The 21,247-nt window shown below is 61.4% G+C and carries 8 protein-coding genes; 4 read left to right on the forward strand and 4 right to left on the reverse strand.

The annotated features are described in order from the left end of the window. Positions 1-36 precede the first annotated feature (36 nt). Positions 37-13,020, reverse strand: coding sequence for a non-ribosomal peptide synthetase (locus tag TU81_RS27115; RefSeq protein ID WP_048397521.1), 12,984 nt, complete (start codon positions 13,018-13,020; stop codon positions 37-39). Between the two features lie 379 nt (positions 13,021-13,399). Between TU81_RS27115 and TU81_RS27120 the strand changes: the two genes are divergently transcribed. After that, positions 13,400-13,948 carry an RNA polymerase factor sigma-70 gene (locus tag TU81_RS27120; RefSeq protein ID WP_007894994.1) on the forward strand — a complete coding sequence of 183 codons (549 nt, stop codon included), beginning with the start codon at positions 13,400-13,402 and terminating at the stop codon, positions 13,946-13,948. A 124-nt stretch (positions 13,949-14,072) separates the two neighbouring features. Here TU81_RS27120 and TU81_RS27125 read toward each other — a convergent pair whose 3' ends face one another. The 3 genes from TU81_RS27125 to TU81_RS27135 form a co-directional block, all read right to left on the reverse strand. Beyond that, the gene (locus tag TU81_RS27125; protein ID WP_048397524.1) at positions 14,073-15,086 is read right to left on the reverse strand and encodes a GNAT family N-acetyltransferase; all 1,014 of its coding nucleotides are present in this window, start codon (positions 15,084-15,086) and stop codon (positions 14,073-14,075) included. Positions 15,087-15,185: 99 nt separating this feature from the next. Further along, entirely contained in the window at positions 15,186-15,980 is a 795-nt protein-coding gene (locus TU81_RS27130) for a substrate-binding periplasmic protein (RefSeq protein WP_038982267.1), read from the reverse strand. Between the two features lie 90 nt (positions 15,981-16,070). Then, positions 16,071-16,697, reverse strand: a complete 627-nt coding sequence (locus tag TU81_RS27135) for a TetR/AcrR family transcriptional regulator (protein ID WP_038982266.1) — start codon at positions 16,695-16,697, stop codon at positions 16,071-16,073. 178 nt (positions 16,698-16,875) lie between these two features. On the opposite strand from TU81_RS27135, the gene TU81_RS27140 reads away from it, so the two are divergent. Genes TU81_RS27140 through atuC form a run of 3 tightly spaced genes read left to right on the forward strand, consistent with a single transcriptional unit; the run spans position 16,876 to position 21,223 of the window. Continuing rightward, positions 16,876-18,678 carry an acyclic terpene utilization AtuA family protein gene (locus TU81_RS27140; protein WP_038982265.1) on the forward strand — a complete coding sequence of 601 codons (1,803 nt, stop codon included), beginning with the start codon at positions 16,876-16,878 and terminating at the stop codon, positions 18,676-18,678. 11 nt (positions 18,679-18,689) lie between these two features. Further along, positions 18,690-19,604 (forward strand): SDR family oxidoreductase, encoded by a 915-nt coding sequence (locus tag TU81_RS27145; RefSeq protein WP_038982264.1) that lies wholly within the window; start codon positions 18,690-18,692, stop codon positions 19,602-19,604. Positions 19,605-19,606: 2 nt separating this feature from the next. After that, a complete protein-coding gene (atuC, locus tag TU81_RS27150) occupies positions 19,607-21,223 on the forward strand; it encodes a geranyl-CoA carboxylase subunit beta (RefSeq protein ID WP_048397532.1) in 1,617 nt (538 codons plus the stop codon). The last annotated feature ends 24 nt before the right edge of the window (positions 21,224-21,247 follow it).

Consider the following 21,247-nt stretch of genomic DNA (forward strand, 5'->3'; position numbering starts at 1 on the left):
CCTGTAGGAGCTGCCGCAGGCTGCGATCTTTTGACTTTAAAGGCCCTCCAACTCCGCCATCAGGTCATTAAGCCGATCCACCTTCTCCTCGGTAATGTCACTCGCCGCCAACCCATCAATGTATTCGGCCAACTCCCCCACCGTGCTGCACTCGAACATCGCCCGTAGCGGGACGTTGCGTTGCAGGGCTTTTTGCACCCGCGAGGCGATCTGTGTGGCCAGCAGCGAATGGCCGCCGAGTTCGAAGAAGTTGTCACGCACGCCGACCTTCTCGACCTTCAACACTTCAGCCCAAATATCCGCCAGGGTCTGTTCCAGCTCATTGCGCGGCGCCTGATAGTCCTGGCTCTGCAACTGGCCGATTTCCAGCACTGGCAAGGCCTTGCGATCGAGTTTGCCATTGGCGTTGAGCGGTAGCTTGTCGAGCCACAACCAGTGCAGCGGCACCATGTATTCCGGCAATTCGGCGCGCAGACGTTGCTTGATGCGTTCCAGTCGTTCGTTCGGGTTCAGCGCCGAATCCGCTGCAACCAGATAGCCAACCAAATGCTTGCCGTTGACGCCCTCCTGTACACCCACCGCTGCATCGCGAACTTCCGGTTGCTCGTGCAGACGGGCTTCGATTTCACCCAGTTCGATGCGGTAACCGCGGATCTTCACTTGATGGTCGATGCGCCCGACGTATTCCAGCACGCCGTCACTGCGACGTCGGGCCAGGTCGCCGGTGCGATACAGACGATCACCCGGTGCGCCGAACGGGTTCGGCACAAACACCTGAGCGGTACGCAACGGATCGCTCACATAGCCGCGCCCTACGCCAATGCCGGCCACACACAACTCACCCACCGCTCCCAATGGCACCAACTCCAGCGCGCCATCGAGCAGGTACAAACGGTTGTTGTCGGTCGGTGTACCAATCGGCAGATAACTGCCGCGCGTCGAAGCCAGATCGACGCGGAAGAACGCCACATCGTCCGAGCATTCCGCCGGGCCATAGGCGTTCACCAAGCCAATCTCCGGGTAACGCAGCAACCATTGATGCGCCAGTTCCGGCGGCATCGCTTCACCGGTCGGCAGCATCCAGCGCAGGCCGTCGAGGCTCATGCGGTCCTGGGCGAGCATGCCCTGAATCAGCGACGGCACGCTTTCGAGCACGGTGATGCCGTGACTCTGAACGTGAGCCAACAAGCCTTGCGGATCGTGGGCGATGCTGTTCGGCACAATGTCGACCCGAGCGCCGAACAGCGGTGCCGCGAGGAACTGCCAGACCGAAATGTCGAAGCTTTGCGAGGCGGTCTGAGCGATCACATCGGCGGCGCTCAGTTTCAGGTACGGCACCTTGCTCAACTGGTTATTGAGCATGCCGCGCTGCTCGACCATCACACCCTTCGGCAAGCCGGTGGAACCCGAGGTGTAGATCACGTAGGCGAGGTTGTCCGGGCCGCTGTAAATGCCCGGATTGGCCACCGAAACATCGCTCGCCTGCACGTCTTCCCAGACCAGCAATCGAGGTCGATTGGCACAACCGAATTCTTCCAACAGAGCGACGGCTTGCTCACGACACGCCTGAGTACAAACCAGCAACGGCGTGCGGCTCAGGTCAATGATCCGGCTCAGGCGCTGACTCGGCAGACCCGGGTCCAGCGGCAGGTAACCGGCACCGGCCTTGAAGCTGCCGATGATCATGCCCAGCAAATCAAGGTTACGTTCGGCGAGCAGCGCCACCGGTTGATCCAGGCCAACGCCAGCTGCAATCAGCGCATGGCCGAGACGGTTGCTGCGCTGGTTCAGCTCAACGTAGCTGTGCTGCTGATCCAGGCAACTGGCGGCAATCCGCTGCGGATGCTCGGCAACTTGCGCTTCGAACAATGAGACATAGCTCTGCTCCAGCGGGTAGTCGTGTTCACTCTGGTTGCAGCCATGGATCAGGAAGTCCTGTTCCTCGGTGCCCAGCAACGGCAGATCCGCCATGTCGCCATGGAAGCCTTCGACCAGCGCCAGCAGCAGGCGCTTGAATTCGCCGAGCATGCGCTCGACCGTGGATTCGTCGAAATAACGCTGGTCGTAGGACAGGTGCAAGCCCAGGTCATCGCCCGGATAACACACCGCCGTCAACGGGAAGTTGGTGTGGGTGCGGCCCGAATCCGAAGTCGCGTTGAGGCTCTGCGCACGGTCCAGCACCGAGACTTCCACCGGCGCGTTTTCGAACACGAACAAGCTGTCGAACAGCGGCTGGCCTTTAGGCAGTTCGCTGTTTTCCTGGATGCTCACCAGCGGCAAGTATTCGTACTCGCGCAGTTGCATGTTGCTGTCGAGCAAGCCAGTGAGCCACTGACGAACGCTGCAACGCTGATCGTCTTCGGGCATTTTCACCCGCAGGGCGATGCTGTTGATGAACAGCCCGACGGTGCGCTGCATCTCCGGCATTTCCACCGGACGCCCGGCCACCGTGACGCCGAACAGCACGTCGCGATCACCGCTCAAGCGACGCAGCACCAGCGCCCACGCCGCCTGGGCGAAGGTGTTGATGGTCAGCTGATGGGCCTGAGCCAGTTCGCGCAATTGCGCACCATCGCGGGCATCGAGTCGGGTATAGCGGTCACCGACGATCATGCCACCGCTGTCGCCGGCATGTTCACGCAGGAACGGCCGGTCGCTCGGAATCGGTGTGGTGCGCTCGAAACCTTGCAGGTTCTGCTGCCACCACTGCCGCGCTTCGGCCAGGCTCTGGCGTTGCAGCCAGCCGATGTAGTCGCGATAACGCGGCGGCACTGCCAGCTGCGCTTCCCGACCTTCGCCGAGGGCGGTGTAGATCTCGAAGAAATCGTTCATCAGCAACGAACGGCACCAGGCATCGATGAGGATGTGGTGGTTGCTCATCATAAACCAGTAACGCGCCGCGCCCACGCGGATCAAACGCAGGTGGAACGGTGCCTGGTTGAGCAGATCGAACCCGGCCTCACGCTCGCTTTTCAGCAACGCCTGCAACTTCGGCTCTTGCTCGGTTTCAGCAACCGCGCTCCAGTCCAGATACTCGATCGGCGTGCTGCCCGGTTTGTGGATCACTTGCAGCATGTCTTCGCCGACGTTCCAGCAGAACGAGGCGCGCAAGGCTTCGTGACGGGCAATCACCGCTTGCCAGGCCTGAGCGAAACGTTGCGGGTCGAGCTCGCTGTTAATGCGGTAGCGGTCCTGCATGTAGTAAAGGCCGGTGCCCGGTTCGAGCAAGGTGTGCAGCAGCATGCCTTCCTGCATCGGGGTCAGCGGGTAAACGTCTTCGATCATCGCCGCTGGCACTGGCAATGCGTCGAGTTGCGGCTGAGTCAGTCTGGCCAGCGGGAAGTCCGACGGCGTCAGTCCGCCCGCGTTGTCGCTCAGGCAATGCTGGATCAGGCTTTGCAACTCGCCCAGATACGCCTCTGCCAGTTCAGTGATGGTTTGCAGATCGTGGCGTTCGGCGCTGAAGGTCCAGCGCAATACCAACTCACCGCCGTAGACCTGACTGTCAACGCTCAGCTCGTTGGGCAGCGGAGCGTGTGGATCATGGGCCGCGCCCACCGGTTCATCGAGCGGACGGAACAACGCATCGCTGCCGAAGCTCTGGTCGAACTGCCCCAGGTAGTTGAAGGTGATCGGCGCCACCGGCATCGCGGCCATGGTCTGACGGCACACGCCATCGGCCAGATAACGCAGCACGCCATAACCCAAACCTTTGTGCGGCACCGCACGCAGTTGCTCCTTGATCGCCTTGATCGACGCACCCTGTTCATTCATAGGTGTGAGGCGCAGCGGGTAGGCGCTGGTGAACCAGCCCACGGTGCGGGTCAGGTCGATCTCGTCGAACAGGGTTTCGCGGCCATGGCCTTCGAGTTGAATCAACGCTGATTTGTGACCGCTCCAGCGGCACAGCACACGGGCCAATGCGGTCAGCAGCAGGTCATTGACCTGAGTGCGATAGGCCGTCGGCGCCTGTTGCAGCAGTTGGCGGGTGCGCTCGCTGTCGAGGCGCACGCTGACGGTTTGCGCGTGACGATTTTGTTGACCACCTTGAGGGTGATCACACGGCAATTCAGCGCTTGGGCCGGCCAGTTGCGTCTGCCACCAGCTCAATTCTTCCCGCAAGGATTCACTGCCGGCGTAAGCCTGCAACCGTGCGGCCCAGTCCTTGAAGCCGCTGGTTTTTGCCGGCAGTTTTACTGACTGCTCTGCGTCGAGTTGACGATAAACCGTTTGCAGATCGTCTAGCAGCACCCGCCACGACACCCCGTCCACCACCAGATGGTGAATGGCGATGAACAGCCGTTGTTGCCCTTCAGCATCATCGACCAGCAGCGCCCGTATCAGCGGCCCTTGCTCTAGGTCGAGGCTGCGTTGAGCGTCGGCGAATAGCGCCACACATCTGTCCATGGCCGGCACGTGCACCTGCCACAGCACGGCAGCGTCGGAAACCGCCTGGTGTTCGGCCTGCCAATGGCCGGCGACGTCGGTGAATCGCAAACGCAAGGCGTCGTGCTGTTCAATCACCGCCAGCAGCGCTTGCTCCAGACGATGAGGCTCCAGCGCCACTGTTGGTTCCAGCAGCAACGCCTGGTTCCAGTGTTGACGCTCCGGAATTTCAGTGTCGAAGAACCAGTGCTGAATCGGCGTCAACCGCGATTCACCGCTCAACAACCCTTGCTCGGCCGTGACCTGCTCGGTGCGGGTCGCGACGGCGGCTAGCGTCTGCACGGTCTGGTGCTGGAACAAGTCCCGTGGGCTGAAGTGGATGCCCTGCTGCCGCGCACGACTGACCACCTGGATCGACAGAATCGAATCGCCGCCCAGCTCGAAGAAGTTGTCGTTGAGGCCGACCTGCTGGACGTTCAGCACTTCGCACCAGATCCCGGCCAGCATCAGCTCGAGTTCGTTGCTCGGCGCCACGTAGTGCTGACGATTCAACTCCGGGTCCGGTGCCGGCAGTGCGCGGCGGTCGAGCTTGCCATTGGCGGTCAGCGGCATGCTTGTCAGCAGGATCAGGTGCGTCGGCACCATGTAATCCGGCAACTGAGATTTGAGGTGCGCCTTCAACGCTTCGCGCAATGCGGTTTGTTGCGCTTCATCCTGTTCGGCGACGTCGGTGACCAGATAGCCGACCAATTGCTTGCCGCTCGGTGCGTCGAGGGCCAGCACCACCGCTTCACGCACGGACTCGTGTTCCAGCAAACGGGTTTCGATCTCGCCCAGTTCGATGCGGAAACCACGGATCTTCACTTGATGGTCGATACGGCCGAGGTACTCGACCAGACCATCGACGCGCTGACGGACAAGGTCACCGGTGCGGTACAAACGTCCGCCGTTCGCTGCAAAAGGATCGGCAACAAACCGTTCGGCGGTCATGCCCGGACGCTGGTGATACCCCTGCGCCAGACCGGCACCGCCGACATACAACTCGCCCGTCGCGCCTTGCGGCACCAACGCCAGATCGGCGTCGAGGATGTAAGCGACGCGAGCGCCGATCACGCTGCCAATCGGCACGCTACCAAGCCCTTCTTCCAATTGCTCGGGTGCCAGGCTGGCGAGCGGCATGACCACGGTTTCGGTCGGGCCGTAGGCGTTGAAAAACAGGCTCGGCTTGAACGCCGCGCGAATTCGTTGCAAGTGTTCGCCGGTCAGGGCCTCGCCACCGGTGATGCACATGCGCACCGGCAGGGTTTCGCCCTGGGTCGCCAGCCATTGCGCCAACTGGCTGCCGTAGCTTGGGGTGAAACCAAGAATGTTGATGTTATGACGGCGAATCAGCCCGCAAATCTCTTGCGCATCCCACTGGCCTTGCGCACGCAGGACAACCTGCGCGCCGCTCAACAGCGGCACCAGCAGACGTTCGGTCGCGGCATCGAAGTTGATCGAATAGAAGTGCAATTCACAGTCGTCCGGGCGCATACCGAAGCGCTCGATCACCGCGCGGCAATGCATGGCGATTTCACCGTGGGACACCACCACGCCTTTCGGTTTGCCGGTGGAGCCCGAGGTGTAAATCAGGTACGCCTGATGTTGCGGAAGGCTGATAAACGGCAGCTCAGTGGCCGGGTAATTGGCCAGTGCAGCGGCGTCTTCTTCCAGGCACCAGCGACCGACGCTGGCCGGCAATTCACCGAGGGCTGCGAACATCGCCGCATCGCTGAGCAGCAAACCGATGCCGCTGTCTTCGATCATGTAGTGCAGGCGATCCAGCGGGTATTCCGGGTCCAGCGGCACATACGCGCCGCCAGCCTTGAGAATCGCCAGGAGGCCGACCACCATCTCCAGCGAACGCTCCAAAGCCAGACCGACCCGCACCTGCGGCCCGACACCGCGCTCGCGCAGCATCCAGGCCAGACGATTGGCGCGGCTGTCGAGCTCGGCGTAGCTCAAGGTTTGCCCGGCGAAGGTCAGGGCCGGCGCGTCCTTGCGCACCAGCGCCTGCTCGCTGAACAGGTGATGGATGCATTGATCGAGGCGATGCTCGCCCGGCTCAATGCCGAGGCTGTCGAGCAGGTTTTGCTGTTCAGTGGCTTCCAGCAACGGCAGTTCGCTGAGACGTTGTTGCGGATCGTCGAGCAACGCTTCCAGCAGATTGCGCCAGTGCCCGGCCATGCGCGCAATGCGCGGTTCATCGAACAAATCGGTGCTGTAGGTCAGGCAGCAACCGAGGCGATGGTCGAGGTCGGTGACTTCCAGGTTGAGGTCAAACTTGGTCGCTCGCGCATCGTTGGCCAGGTACTCGACAGTCATTCCGGCCAGACTGCGACTCTGCTGGAATTCCCAGCGCTGCACGTTGCACATCACCTGGAACAGCGGGTTGTACGCAGCACTGCGGGGCGGTTGCAAGGCTTCCACCAGATGATCGAACGGCAGGTCCTGATGGGACTGGCCTTCGATCACGGTGTGGCGAACCTGCTTGAACAACTCGCCGACGGACATCTGCCCGTCGAGCTGGCAGCGCAGCACTTGAGTGTTGAGGAACGCGCCGATCAGCCCTTCGCTTTCCGGGCGAATGCGGTTGGCCACCGGCGCACCGATACGCAGATCGGTCTGGCCGCTGTAGCGATAGAGCAGAACCGCCAGAGCGGTAGTCATGGTCATGAACAGAGTCAGACCGTTGTAGGCGTTGAAGGCACGAACCCGCGCCGCGAGCTCATCGCTGAGGTCGAAGCGGAACAGTTCGCCCTGATGGCTTTGCACGGGCGGACGCGGACGATCGGCCGGCAACTCCAGCAGCGGATGCTCACGGCCCAGTTGCGCGGTCCAGTAATCGAGTTGGCGCTGACGTTCGCCGGATTCCAGCCACTGACGCTGCCACACGCTGTAATCCAGATACTGCACTGGCAGCGGCTGAAGCGGTGATTCGCGGTCATCGACGAACGCTTCGTAGAGCGCGCTCAGTTCCCGGGCAAAAATGTCCATCGCCCAGCCTTCGGTGACGATGTGATGCAGGGTCAGGACGAAGTAATGCTCCTGCTCGGCGGTCTTGACCAGGCAAGCACGCAACAGCGGCCCGGTTTCCAGATCGAAAGGCTTATGGGCTTCGTCATCGGCCAGTTGCTGGACCTGCCATTCGCGGCCATCGGCATCCAGCGTGGTGAAATCCTTCCAGTCCATGCGCAGGCGAGTGTCTGGATGAACCTGTTGCCGGGCCACGCCGTCGATGCTCGGGAACGTCGTACGCAGGGTTTCGTGACGCATGATCAACCCTTGCAGCGCCGCTTCGAAACGCCCGACATCCAGCACGCCGCGCAACCGCGCCATGCCGCCGACGTTGTAGGCCGGGCTGTCCGGTTCCATCTGCCAGAGGAACCACATGCGTTGCTGGGAATAGGACAGTGGCACCGGTCGGCTGCGGTCGACCTTCTCGATCGGCGGCTGTTGGTTGGTTTTGCCGCTGGCCTGGATCAAGCGAACCTGTTCGGAAAACGCACCCAGCTCACTGGCCTCGAACAGCGCCCGCAACGGCAACTCGACGTCGCAGGCCTGGCGGGTGCGGGAAATGATTTGCGTGGCCAACAGCGAGTGGCCGCCGAGGGCGAAGAAGTCATCGCGCAGGCCGATCTGTGCTTGGCCCAGCACTTCACGCCAGATACCGGCGATTTGTTGCTCAAGGGCAGTGACTGGTTCGACGTGCTCGCGAACTTGCCACTGGGGCTCCGGCAAGGCGCGACGGTCGAGTTTGCCGCTCGGGCTGAGCGGCATTTCATCCAGACGCATGAGTTGCGCCGGGACCATGTATTCCGGCAGCTCAGCGGCCAGCGCGGTTTTCAGGCGCGTGGTTTGAGCCACTTCGGTTTCGCTGTTTTCAGTGGCGATGTAGTAACCGATCAATTGCCCGCCGGCCGCCGTTTCACGCACCAGTACCACCGCTTGGGCGACTCCGGTCTGCGCCAACAGACGCGCTTCGATTTCTTCCGGCTCGACTCGAAAACCACGCAGCTTGACTTGCTGATCGAGACGGCCGAGGTATTCGATCACGCCGTCGGCGGTCCAGCGGGCACGGTCGCCGGTGCGGTACAGCCGAGCGCCCTGCTCACCCAGTGGATCGACCACAAAGCGTTCGGCGGTCAGCGCCGGACGCCCCAGATAGCCCCGGGCCAAACCGATACCGCTGATGCACAGTTCACCCGGCACACCGGCCGGTACCGGATTGAGGTCACTGTCGAGCACGCGGCACAGCACGTTGCCCAATGGCCGGCCAATCGGCGAACGCTCGCCATCGGCGGTTGTGCAGTGCCAGTGGGTGACGTTGATCGCCGTTTCGGTCGGGCCGTAGCGGTTGTGCAGTTGCACTGCCGGCAAGTGTTCCAGCACGCGGTTGCGCAGTTCGGCGGGCAAGGCTTCGCCGCCGGAGAACAGTCGGCGCAGGCTGGTGCATTCGGCGCTGAGTGGTTCGTCGATGAACAACGCCAGCAATGGCGGTACGAAGTGCAATGTGGTCACGCCGTACTGCTGAACCAGTTGCGCGATGCGGTGTGGATCGCGGTGTTCGCCAGGGCCGGCGAGCAGCAGGCGGCACCCGGTGATCAGCGGCCAGAAGCATTCCCACACCGACACGTCGAAACTGATCGGCGCTTTTTGCATCAGCACATCGGTCTGGTCCAGACGGTAGGTGGTTTGCATCCATTGCAGGCGTTCAGCGAGGGCCGCGTGAGTGTTGCCAACGCCCTTCGGCTGACCGGTGGAACCGGAGGTATAAATCACGTAGGCCAGGTTGTCGCCGTGCAGGTGCAGACCGGGTGCATGGCTTGGCCAGTTCTCCAGATGCAGGGCGTCCATGGCAATCACGCTGACGCCGTCGGTGGCCGGCAAGCGATCGAGCAATTCGGTTTGGGTCAGCAGCAACTCGACGCCACTGTCGCTGAGCATGTAGGCCAGGCGCTCAGCCGGGTAATCCGGGTCCAGCGGCACATAAGCGCCGCCGGCCTTGATGATCGCCAGCAAGCCGATCAGCAACTGCGGCGAACGCTCGGCGGCGATGGCCACGCACACGTCCGGACCGACGCCTTTGTCGCGCAGGTAATGCGCCAGACGGTTGGCTTGAGCGTGCAGTTCGGCGAAGTCCAGACTGCCACCGTCCCACAGCAGCGCGGTGCGCTCCGGGGTCTGGCGCGCTTGTTCGTTGAGCAACTCAGGCAGCCATTGGCTGGCCGGTGTGCAGGGTGCGGCGCTCCAGGCGGATTGCTGATCGTGCTCGCTCAAGGTCAGCAATTGCAGGTCGCCGATGGCGGTCGTCGGTTGTTTGCAGACAGCTCGCAGCAGGTTGCTGAAATGCTCGGCCAGTCGCTCGATAGTCTCCACGTCAAACAACTCGCTGGCGTAGTCGAACGACAAGCTCAGGCGACCGCTGCGGTCTTCTTCGCTGTGCAATTGCAGGTCGAACTTGGCTTCGCGGCTGTGCCACGGCAGCTCTTCGGCGAGCAGTCCCGGCAAGCGACGCAGCGCACTGAGATCCCGTTGCTGGTGGTTGAACATCACCTGAAACAGACCCTGCTCGCGGGCCTGCGGGAAGGCTTCGAGCAGTTGTTCGAACGGCAGATCCTGATGCGCTTGCGCACCCAATGCGGCTTGACGGGTTTGCGCCAGCAACTCCACGAACGGCAGTCGCGAATCCACCTCGGCGCGCAGCACCTGGGTATTGATGAAGAAACCGATCAGCCCTTGGGTTTCCAGGCGCGGACGGTTGGCATTCGGCACACCGATGCGGATGTCGCGTTGGCCGCTGTAGCGATGCAGCAGGCTCTGGAATGCCGCGAGCAACAGCATGAACAGCGTCGATTCATGGGCCTGGGCGGTCTGGCGAATGGCATCGCTCAGGCTCGCATCCAAACGCAGCGTGTGGCGGGCGGCGCTGTGAATGTGTTGCGCCGAACGCGGATGATCGGTGGCCAGGTTCAGGGTCGGATGATCAACGCCCAACTGCTCTTTCCAGTAAGCAAGTTGACGCTCGCCCTCCCCTTGCGCCAACCACTGGCGCTGCCAACTGCCGTAGTCGGCGTATTGCGTCGGCAACGCTGGAAGGCTGGCGGTCTGGCCCTGAGAAGCGGCCGCGTACAGGCGCGAGAATTCGTCGATCAGCACATTCATCGACCAACCGTCGGCGATGATGTGGTGCATCGTCACCAGCAGTTGATGGTCCTCATCGCCGAGGCGCACGAGCGTCACCCACAGCAGCGGGCCTTTTTCCAGATCGAACTGTGTACGGGCTTCGTCCTCGCGGATCTGCTGCGCGCGGGCTTCACGTTCGGCGGCTGGCAGGTCGCTGATGTCGATCACTTGCAGGTTGAATTCGCCGGCAGTAATGACCTGTTGCAGAGCCACACCATCACGCTCGAAAAACCGTGTGCGCAGGGATTCGTGACGCTCGATCAGTTGCTGGAAACTGGCGCGCAAGGCGTCTTCGTCCAGTTCGCCGCGCAGGTGCAAGGCACCGGGAATGTTGTAGGCGCTGCTCTGCGGGTCGAGTTGCCAGGTGATCCACAAACGGTTTTGCGCCAGGGATTGCGGCATGGCTTCGCTGCGCGACAAGGGCATGATCGCGCCTTGGGCCACGCCGCCATCCTGTTGTTGCTGAGTGATAGCAGTGGCGAATGCGCCAAGGGTTGGCGCTTCGAACAACAGGCGCAGATTCAGCTCCAGCCCCAACTCTTCACGCAGGCGCGCGACTACTTGAGTGGCGGCGATGGAGTTGCCGCCCAGCAGGAAGAAATGGTCATCGGCGCTGACCTGCTTGACCTGCAATTGTTCACACCAGATCTGGCCGATCAGGGTTTGCAACTCTGAGCCGATGTTGGTTTCAGACGTGCTTGCGATGTCTGCCGAGGGGAATAGCGCATAGCTGTCGAGGCTGCCATCGGCCAAGCGATTGCGGCACGCCGAGCGTTGCAACTTGCCGCTGGACGTCTTCGGCAGCGCTCCCGGATTGAGCAATGCCACCACGCTCGGTGCTTCCTGATACGCCTCGGCCACCGCTTGACGGATGGCTTTGATCAGGGCCTCGGGCGGCAGGATTTTCTGCACGCTGCGGCTGATTTCCGCGGCGATGCCGATGCCCTCCTGCCCCTCGATGTTGACTGCGAATGCGGCCACGCGACCTTTGCGCACCACCTCCACTTCACGCTCGATGGTCTGCTCGATGTCCTGCGGATAGAGGTTGTGACCGCGAACGATCAGCATGTCTTTCAGGCGGCCGGTGATGAACAACTCACCGTCACGCAAAAAGCCCAGGTCGCCGGTGCGCAGCCAGGTGCGGCCGGCGTGCTGGACGAACGTCTTGGCCGTGGCTTCGGGGTTGCGCCAGTAGCCATGGGCGATGCTCGGCCCGGTGGCCCAGACCTCACCGACTGCGTTGTCGGCGAGTTCTTCGAGCGATACGGCATCGACTATCAGCACCGCGTGATCCGGCTGGCTGATGCCGCAACTCATGATCGGACTGCCATCGCCCGGCTCGGCACGGTTCTGCGCCAAGGCCTGATCATCCACGCGCAACGATGGAATGCCCTGGCCGCGCGGGCTGCCGGCAACGAACAGCGTGGCTTCCGCCAAGCCGTAGGAGGCCATGAAGCTGTCCGGCGTAAAGCCGCAGGCCGCGAACTTCTCGGCGAAGCGCTCCAGGGTGTCGAGGCGAATCGGTTCGGAACCGGAATACGCTACGCGCCAGCCACTCAGGTCGAGGCGTTCCAGCGCCGATTCGCTGACCCGTTCGCTGCACAGTCGATAGGCGAAGTCCGGCCCGCCGCTGATGGTGCCGCCGTACTCGCTGATCGCTTCCAGCCAGCGCAATGGTCGACCGAGGAAGTACGCCGGCGACATCAACACACACGGCACACCGCTGAAAATCGGCTGTAACAGGCCGCCGATCAAGCCCATGTCGTGATACAGCGGCAGCCAACTGACGATCACGTCATCGGGGTTCAGATCGATGCCGAATCCGTGACGAATCAGCCGTTCGTTGGCCACCAGGTTGCCGTGACTGACTTGCACGCCTTTAGGCAACGCCGTGGAGCCGGAGGTGTATTGCAGGAAGGCGATGTGGTCGCCGTGCAAGTCCGGCGCAACCCAGCGTTCGGCCAGGGCGCCGTCGAGGGTGTCGACACACAGCAGCGGCGGCGCCTCGTCGATTTGCAGCAACGCGTCGCGCAGGTCGGCGCTGGTCAGCAGCAAGCGCGGCTCGGCATCGCTAATGATCGACAGCAGACGTTCCTGGTGATGACGACGGGTCGATTCAGGCGGATAGGCCGGCACCGCGATTACACCTGCGTACAGGCAGCCAAAAAACGCCGCGACGTAATCCGGGCCGCTGGGAAACAGCAACACCGCGCGATCACCAAACGACGTCTCGGCCTGCAACGCGCCGGCAATGGTTCGCGCCCGCTGATCGAGCTCACGATAACTGAGCACCACCGCCTGATCCTCGGTTTCGGCGAGAAAACGCAAGGCCACCCGGTCCGGCGTCAGGGCCGCGCGGCGCTGAAGGGCTTGGACCAGTGTGCTAGGGAGTTCGAACGCGTCGGTCATGGGGTTTCCTGCCTGATTTCGGCTTGCAAGTGGAATCGGTTTTCGTACTTCACGCCCGTTCACGGGCATGCAGGACGCGGTCTTCGCCGACCGCGCAAGGCTTGGGAATGCTGTTTTGGCCGGGGTTTGTGCCCGCAGCCATTCACCAATGAGAACGGATGAGGTCTTGAAATAATTAGTCGCCAGACTTGAGTGCCAGCAGGCTTGCGGTCAGCAGGTGAGTCAGCGTGTCGCAGTTCTCACTCTGCTCTTTTCTGGCGCATTAATTCTCTTTCTCAATTGACAATCATTATCATTCAGCCTAATTTGTCGCTCGATGTGTAGGACGGCTCCTATCCCCTGCCGTCCCACGACCCTATTTGCAGCAAGGTGATTTCCAATGACGGAACAAGTATCCACAAGCAGGTGCGATTCACCGCTACTTCAGGCCTTCGTCGACAACCGACTGATTCTGGTCAAGATTGCCGCCCGCATCACCGGTTGCCGATCACGCGCCGAAGACGTGGTGCAGGATGCGTTCTTCCGGCTGCAATCAGCGCCGCAGATCACGTCGTCAATCAAGGCGCAGCTCAGCTATCTGTTCCAGATCGTGCGTAACCTGGCGATCGATCATTACCGCAAGCAAGCGCTGGAGCAGAAGTATTCGGGGCCGGAAGAGGAAGGTCTGAACGTGGTGATTCAGGGCGCTTCGCCGGAAACCTCGCACATGAATTTCTCGACCCTGGAAAACATTGCCGATGCCCTGACGGAGCTGCCCAGCCGCACCCGTTACGCCTTCGAGATGTACCGCCTGCACGGCGTGCCGCAAAAAGACATCGCCAAGGAGCTCGGCGTCTCGCCAACCCTGGTGAACTTCATGATTCGTGATGCGCTGGTGCATTGCCGCAAGGTGTCGGGCAATCGTGCGGATACCTTTGCTCGCCGTTAAAAGCTTCGCGGGCAAGCCTCGCTCCTACAGTTAGAGGTGATGCGCGATGCACCACAAACCTGTAGGAGCGAGGCTTGCCCGCGAAGACTGACTCAAGACCGCCACAGACCTTGAGCCTTACGCATCAAGCCAACGAACACCGATCAAAAAACCGCTCACGCCCCAGCATCATCAGCGCCGCGCGCTTGTGCGGGAAGTCGAACTGTTTTTCGCAGTGGAAACACTGATTGTGCATATGCCCGATCATCTTCGTGTTGTCGGCGCGAGGCTCGGCGACTACCCGTTGAGTGCGTGGATCGTCGAGAAACAGGTAATGCACCAGCGCCGATAGCCAGCTCGCCACCTTGTGCGGGCCGCGGTGATGTTCTTCGCCCACCAGCATGTGAATGCCACGGTCGTAATCGCCGGCATCATAGAACGGCGCAATGCGATCTTCCTTGGCCCAATAGGCTTCGAAATAGGCAAACGGCTGATCATCGAAGCAACCAATCAGCGTCAAGGTGTGCGGGTCGGCTTCGAGCTTGCTCAGGTATTCGCGATGCTTCTCGAGGCTACCCTCCTCCTGCCAGAAACTCGCCACCCGAGGGCTGTTCTGCCAGCGGTTGAAACGCGCCAGGTCATGCTCGATTTCTACCGTGCGCAGGGAGACCCACGCACCGAGCCGCGCATCGAAGCGTCGATACACCTCACCACGGGGTTTCACCGCACGCAATGGATGACGCTTGCCGCCACTGATGACCATTTGCTGCGGATAGCTGCCGGTGCGCGACTCACCCAGCCAAGGCTGGGGCAATTGCCAGAACAGCGTGCGTTCGCAGCGATACTGACCGGTGACTTCGGTCGCAATCAGCAACCCGCTGAGCAAGGCTTCAGTGGGTGCCTCTTCCAGATGCCAGGTCAGGCGCTGACAGCCAGGGTCACGGGCAAACAGCCAATAGCAGGCCGCCCAGAATGCCTGACCGTCAGGACGGCCGAAGCGCTCCTCCAGCCACAGACGCAACTCGGGCTCGCGAGTCAGCCGCAGTTCGATCAGCGGTTGCCCTTGCAGACTGAGGCTCAGGCGGCTGGCGGTTTCATCGGCTACAAGACTGTTGCCTGACGGCAAGGCCAGGGTGGTCAGGTCATTCAGATTGGACATGGGTCGGGCTCACGGTAATCGTCGACAGTTCAACGATGTGACGTGAGCCGGAGCAGGAAATTTAAGCGCCGTCGCCAAATACGCAACCCGTGGCACGTTTCAGGATTTGCCCAGCGGCACCAGGGCAATTTTGTAGGGGTCGAAAATCTTCAGCATCTGGCCGTTGTTTCGCAGGCCTTGCAGCAACTTGCCGAATGCTTCGCCGGTAATCGGCGCCTGCGGGCGGATTAGCGCGTAATGGTGATAGACCTGATCGATGCGTTGGGACACCAGCAATTGCTCGCCGACTTTTTCGTTACGCAGCAGGTAATCGCTCAGGTAGGAACGTGTCACCAAGGCAATGTCCGCCCGTGCGCGCAGCACCATCAGCAAGTTGCTGTCATGGGAATAGGTCAACGTGGCCTTGTAGGTGTCGGCCAGATACTTGGGATCGGCATTGAAATTGGCAAACTCGTAGTGATAGCCGCTGTACAGCGCCAGGCGCTTGTCCGTCAGGTCCTTGAAGTAACTCTCATCGCGATTGGGTTTCTTCTGTGCGACAAAGATTTCTGCATCCTCCAGGCCCATGTCGACGAGAGTATGCGGGATGTCCTTCCAGCCCCAGTCCGGGTTCTCGAAAATCGCCATATCGACCCGGCCTTCCTTGAAGTCGTTGAAACGTCGAGGAATCGAGGTGGGCACCAGCACAAACTGATAATCGGTTTGCAACTGATTCAGCGCTTCCACCAATTGCGGCAAAAGACCGGTGTCGGCACCGGACTCCGGTCGCACGGTATAGGGCGGAAAATGCGCGGCACCGACCCGCACCAGTTGTGCAGCCTGAGACGGCAACACACAGCACACTGCAAGCGCCGCCAGCAAAAGCCGCGACGCCGTTCGAATTGGCGAAGACATCAAAACAGCCACTCCCCAAAAAATACTCATCAATGCATACAAGCTAGGCGGTTTCGCCGACTTAGCCAGTTTCTTGCCGAGACAGACGGCTTACTGCCGTTCTTCAAGTACCAGAATCAACGCCTCATCGGCCAATTGATCGAGGCTCATGCTGCCATCGGCACGAAACCAGGTGGTGGTCCAGGACAACGCGCCCGTGAGGAAACGGCGGGTGATGAACACGTCGCCACGGATAAAACCGGCGTCCTTGGCTTCGCCCAGCACCTGCAACCAGATGTCTTCATAAATATCACGCAGCGCCAGAACCTGAGCCTGGCCTTCTGCTGACAGCGAACGCCACTCATACACCAGCACCGCCATGGCCTCGCCGCTGCCGCCCATGATCGACTGCAATTCGCAACGAATCAGCGCCAGAACCCGCTCGCGCACACTGCCGGCCTCGGCCAGGGCTGCGCGCATCAATGCGGTATTGTAACGAATGGTCTCCTCCATCACCGCCCGCAGGATCTCATCCTTGCTTTTGAAGTGATGAAAAATGCTGCCTGACTGAATACCCACCGCACCGGCCAAGTCACGCACGGTGGTACGTTCATAACCTTTATTACGAAACAGGTGAGCGGCCACTTGCAGCAGTTTGCCGCGAGCGCTGTCCGGGTCGGTCAATTGGCCGCTGTCGACCAATTCGCGCATCACCCTCAGGGCTTTTTGCTCGTCCACCCGTTCTCTCCTACAGTCGATCAATCAATTGCGCCGCTGGCCGCTAAAACAGCGGGGTTGCGCGGGCAATTTAAGCTGGCGGGGGCGACCAAGCAAGCGCTTGGGCAGAAGATATTTCAGTCGTTTACAAACCAAGCGCTTGCTTGGTAGTCTCGAAGCACTTCTGTCGGAGGTGGTTATGGAATTGGCTGCGCCCAAAACAATCCGCATCGGTTGCGCCAGCGCATTCTGGGGCGACACCTCGACCGCCGCCGAGCAACTGGTGGAAGGCGGGCGGCTGGACTACCTGGTGTTCGATTATCTGGCCGAGATCACGATGTCGATCATGGCCGGGGCGCGGATGAAAGATCCGGCGGCCGGCTACGCCAGCGACTTCATAGAAGTGCTAAGTCCCCTCCTTAACCAGCTCGCGGAACAGAAGATCCGCGTCATCAGCAATGCCGGTGGCGTCAATCCACAGGCTTGCGCCGCTACGCTGCAAGCCGCCTGCGACAAGGCCGGAGTGGCGCTGAAGATCGCCGTGCTGTCGGGCGACGATTTGCAACCGCAGTTCAAACGCCTGAGCAGTCTTGGCCTCCATGAGATGTTCAATGGCACGCCCCTGCCACCGATGTGCGTCTCGACCAACGCCTACCTCGGCGCGCCGGGCATCGTCGAAGCCCTGCGCCTGGGCGCCGACATTGTGATTACCGGGCGCGTGGTCGACAGCGCCGTGGTCAGCGCCGCGCTGGTGCATGAGTTCGGCTGGTCGTGGCACGACTACGACAAACTCGCTCAGGCCGCATTGGCCGGGCACCTTATCGAATGTGGCGCCCAGTGCACCGGCGGCAATTTCACCGATTGGCATGACGTGCCCGACTACGAACACATCGGTTTTCCGATCGTCGAAGTCAGCGCCGACGGCCAGTTTATCGTCAGCAAACCTGAGGGTTCCGGCGGCCTGGTCACGCCCCTGACGGTGGGCGAGCAGATGCTTTATGAAATCGGCGACCCGCAGGCCTATTTGCTGCCCGACGTGGTGTGCGATTTCAGTCAGGTCAAACTCGTGCAACAAGGCAAAAACGCGGTTCAGGTGCATGGCGCAAAAGGCTTGCCGCCGACCGATCACTACAAGGTCAGCGCCACATATCCGGACGGTTTCCGCTGTACCGCCAGTTGTCTGATCGCCGGGATCGATGCCGTGGCCAAGGCCCGACGGGTCAGCCAGGCGATCATCAACAAGACCTCGGAAATCTTCAGCCAGCGCGGCTGGGCGCCCTACAGCGAAGTGAACATCGAACTGCTGGGCAGCGAAGCCACTTATGGCCCTCATGGCCAGCGCCAGGACAGCCGTGAAGTGGTGATCAAACTCGCCGTGCGCCACCCAAGCAAACAGGCCTTGATTCTGTTTTCCAGGGAAATCGCTCAGGCCGCCACCGGCATGGCGCCGGGGTTGACCGGGATTGTCGGCGGGCGGCCGACGGTGTACCCGCTGATCCGGCTGTTTTCATTCCTGATCGACAAAACGGCCTGCACCCTGGAAATCGACCTCGCCGATGAGCGCCACCCGTGCGCCCTGCCCGCCCTCGATGTACTCGACCCGGATGACTTGCCACTACCGTTCGATCCGCCCCAACCCACAGAACGCGCTGACGCCAGCGTGGCCCTGATCAAACTCGCCGTGGCGCGCTCCGGCGACAAGGGCAATCACAGCAACATCGGCGTCATGGCCCGCCATCCCGACTACCTGCCGTGGATCGCCGAAGCGCTGACACCTGAGGTGATTGTCGACTGGATGAGCCATGTCCTCGACCCGATCCACGGGCGTGTCGAACGCTGGTATTTACCCGGCACTCAGAGCTTTAATTTTCTTCTGGAGAACGCACTCGGTGGCGGTGGCGTGGCCAGCCTGCGGATCGATCCGCAAGGCAAGGCGTTCGCTCAACAACTGCTGGAGATCCAGATTCCGGTGCCACAGCGCATCGCCGATCAGGTCAACTAGAGACTATCGCCATGGCTTATGACTCGATTTACAAACCCGACCTGTTCGCTGGCCAAAACATCATCGTCACCGGCGGCGGCAGCGGTATCGGCCGGTGCACCGCCCATGAGCTCGCAGCCCTCGGCGCGCATGTGCTGCTGGTGGGGCGAAATGTCGAGAAACTGAAAAAGGTTGCCGCCGAAATCACCGAAGACGGGGGTAAAGCCAGTTGGCAGGTCTGCGATATCCGCGATGAAGACGCCGTCACGCAACTGGTCAGCGAATTGATCCGCAAACACGGGCCGATTCATGGGCTGGTCAACAATGCTGGCGGGCAGTACCCCTCGCCCTTGGCGTCGATCAATCAGAAAGGTTTCGAAACCATCCTGCGCACCAACCTGGTGGGTGGTTTTCTGATGGCCCGGGAGGTGTTCAATCAGTCCATGAGCAAGCACGGCGGCGCCATCGTCAACATGCTCGCCGACATGTGGGGCGGCATGCCCGGCATGGGCCACTCGGGCGCGGCGCGCTCGGGCATGGACAACTTCACCAAGACCGCCGCGTTTGAATGGGGCTATGCCGGCGTGCGGGTCAACGCCGTCGCGCCGGGCTGGGTCGCCTCCAGCGGCATGGATACCTACGAAGGTGCGTTCCGGGCCGTGATCCCGACCCTGTGCGAACACGTGCCGCTCAAACGCATCGGCACCGAATCGGAAATCAGCGCGGCGATTGTTTTCCTGCTCAGCCCGGCAGCCGCTTTTGTCAGCGGCAGCACGTTGCGCATCGATGGCGCCGCCAGCCTCGGCGGGCGGGCGTGGCCGATGCACAAGGCGCAGAACAGTCATTCGTACAACGGCTTTCACCGCGCCTATTTACCCGAAGTACTCAGACCCGACGTGCCCAAACCAGACGCGTCCAATCCAGACGAGCTCAAGGACAAGGAATAACCATGCCGGTCATCCAGTCCCAGGTAGATCCGTTCAGCGAACCGTTCGCCCGTAACCGGACGGCCATGCTGGCCAGCATCGAGCAAATCCGTCAGCTCGAACAGAACCTGCTGAGCAAAGCCGCCGAAGCCAAGCCCAGGTTCGACAAGCGCGGGCAATTGCTGCCCCGGGAGCGTCTCAACCTGCTGCTCGACCCCGGCGCGCCATTCCTCGAGCTGGCGAGCCTGGCCGGCTACAAATTGCACGACGACAAGGACGGCAGCTCGGCCGGTGGCGGTTTGATCGCCGGAATCGGTTACGTGTCCGGTGCTCGGGTATTGGTGGTAGCGAACAACAGCGCGATCAAGGGTGGAACCATTTCCCCCAGCGGTTTGAAAAAGTCCCTGCGCCTGCAACAGATCGCCATGGAAAACAAACTGCCGGTAATCACCCTCGCGGAAAGCGGAGGCGCCAACCTCAATTACGCGGCGGAGATTTTCGTCGAAGGCGCGCGCAGCTTTGCCAATCAGGCGCGGATGTCGGCCATGGGCTTGCCGCAAATCACCGTGGTCCATGGCTCGGCCACGGCGGGCGGTGCTTATCAGCCGGGGTTGTCGGATTACGTGGTGGTGGTGCGCGGCAAGGCCAAGCTGTTTCTCGCCGGGCCGCCGCTGCTCAAGGCCGCCACCGGTGAAGTCGCTACCGACGAAGAACTGGGCGGCGCCGAAATGCACGCGCAAACCGCTGGCACCGCCGAATACCTGGCCGAGAACGATGCCGATGGCGTGCGCCAGGTGCGCGAGATCATGAGCCTGTTGCCGTGGAACGATCAGCTGCCATGGTTACCCGAACGTCAGTGGGAAGAACCGCTCTACCCCATCGACGAACTGCTGGGTCTGATCCCGGATGACCCGAAAAAACCCTACGACGTGCGCGAAATCATCGCCCGGATTGCCGACGCTTCGAACTTCCTCGAATTCAAGGGCGAGTTCGACCAGCAAACAATCTGCGGGCACGTGCAGATTCAGGGTCGAGCCTGCGGCTTCATCGGCAACAACGGCCCGATTACGCCCAAAGGTGCGAGCAAGGCTGCACAGTTCATTCAGCTCTGCGACCAGAGCCAGACGCCCCTGCTGTTTTTCCACAACACCACCGGTTTCATGGTCGGCACCGAGTCGGAACAACAAGGGGTGATCAAGCACGGCGCCAAAATGATTCAAGCGGTGGCCAATGCCCGAGTGCCCAAACTGACGATCGTCGTCGGCGGTTCCTACGGCGCCGGCAACTACGCGATGTGCGGCCGTGGCCTCGACCCGCGCTTCATCTTCGCCTGGCCCAACAGCCGCACCGCGGTGATGGGTGGCGCCCAGGCCGGCAAAGTATTGCGGATCGTCACCGAAGCCAAACAGCTCAAGGACGGGTTGGTGCCCGACCCGAAAATGCTCGACATGCTGGAACAGGTCACCACGCAGAAACTCGACAGCCAGTCCACCGCGCTGTATGGCAGCGCCAATCTGTGGGACGACGGGCTGATCGATCCGCGGGACACCCGCACATTGCTCGGGTATTTGCTGGATATCTGTCATGAGGCTGAAGTTCGTTCGCTGCAATCCAACAGTTTCGGCGTAGCCCGTTTTTGATGACGCAGAGCGTCTAAGGCTGCA

The organism is Pseudomonas lini, from assembly GCF_001042905.1.
GTDB lineage: Bacteria > Pseudomonadota > Gammaproteobacteria > Pseudomonadales > Pseudomonadaceae > Aquipseudomonas > Aquipseudomonas lini.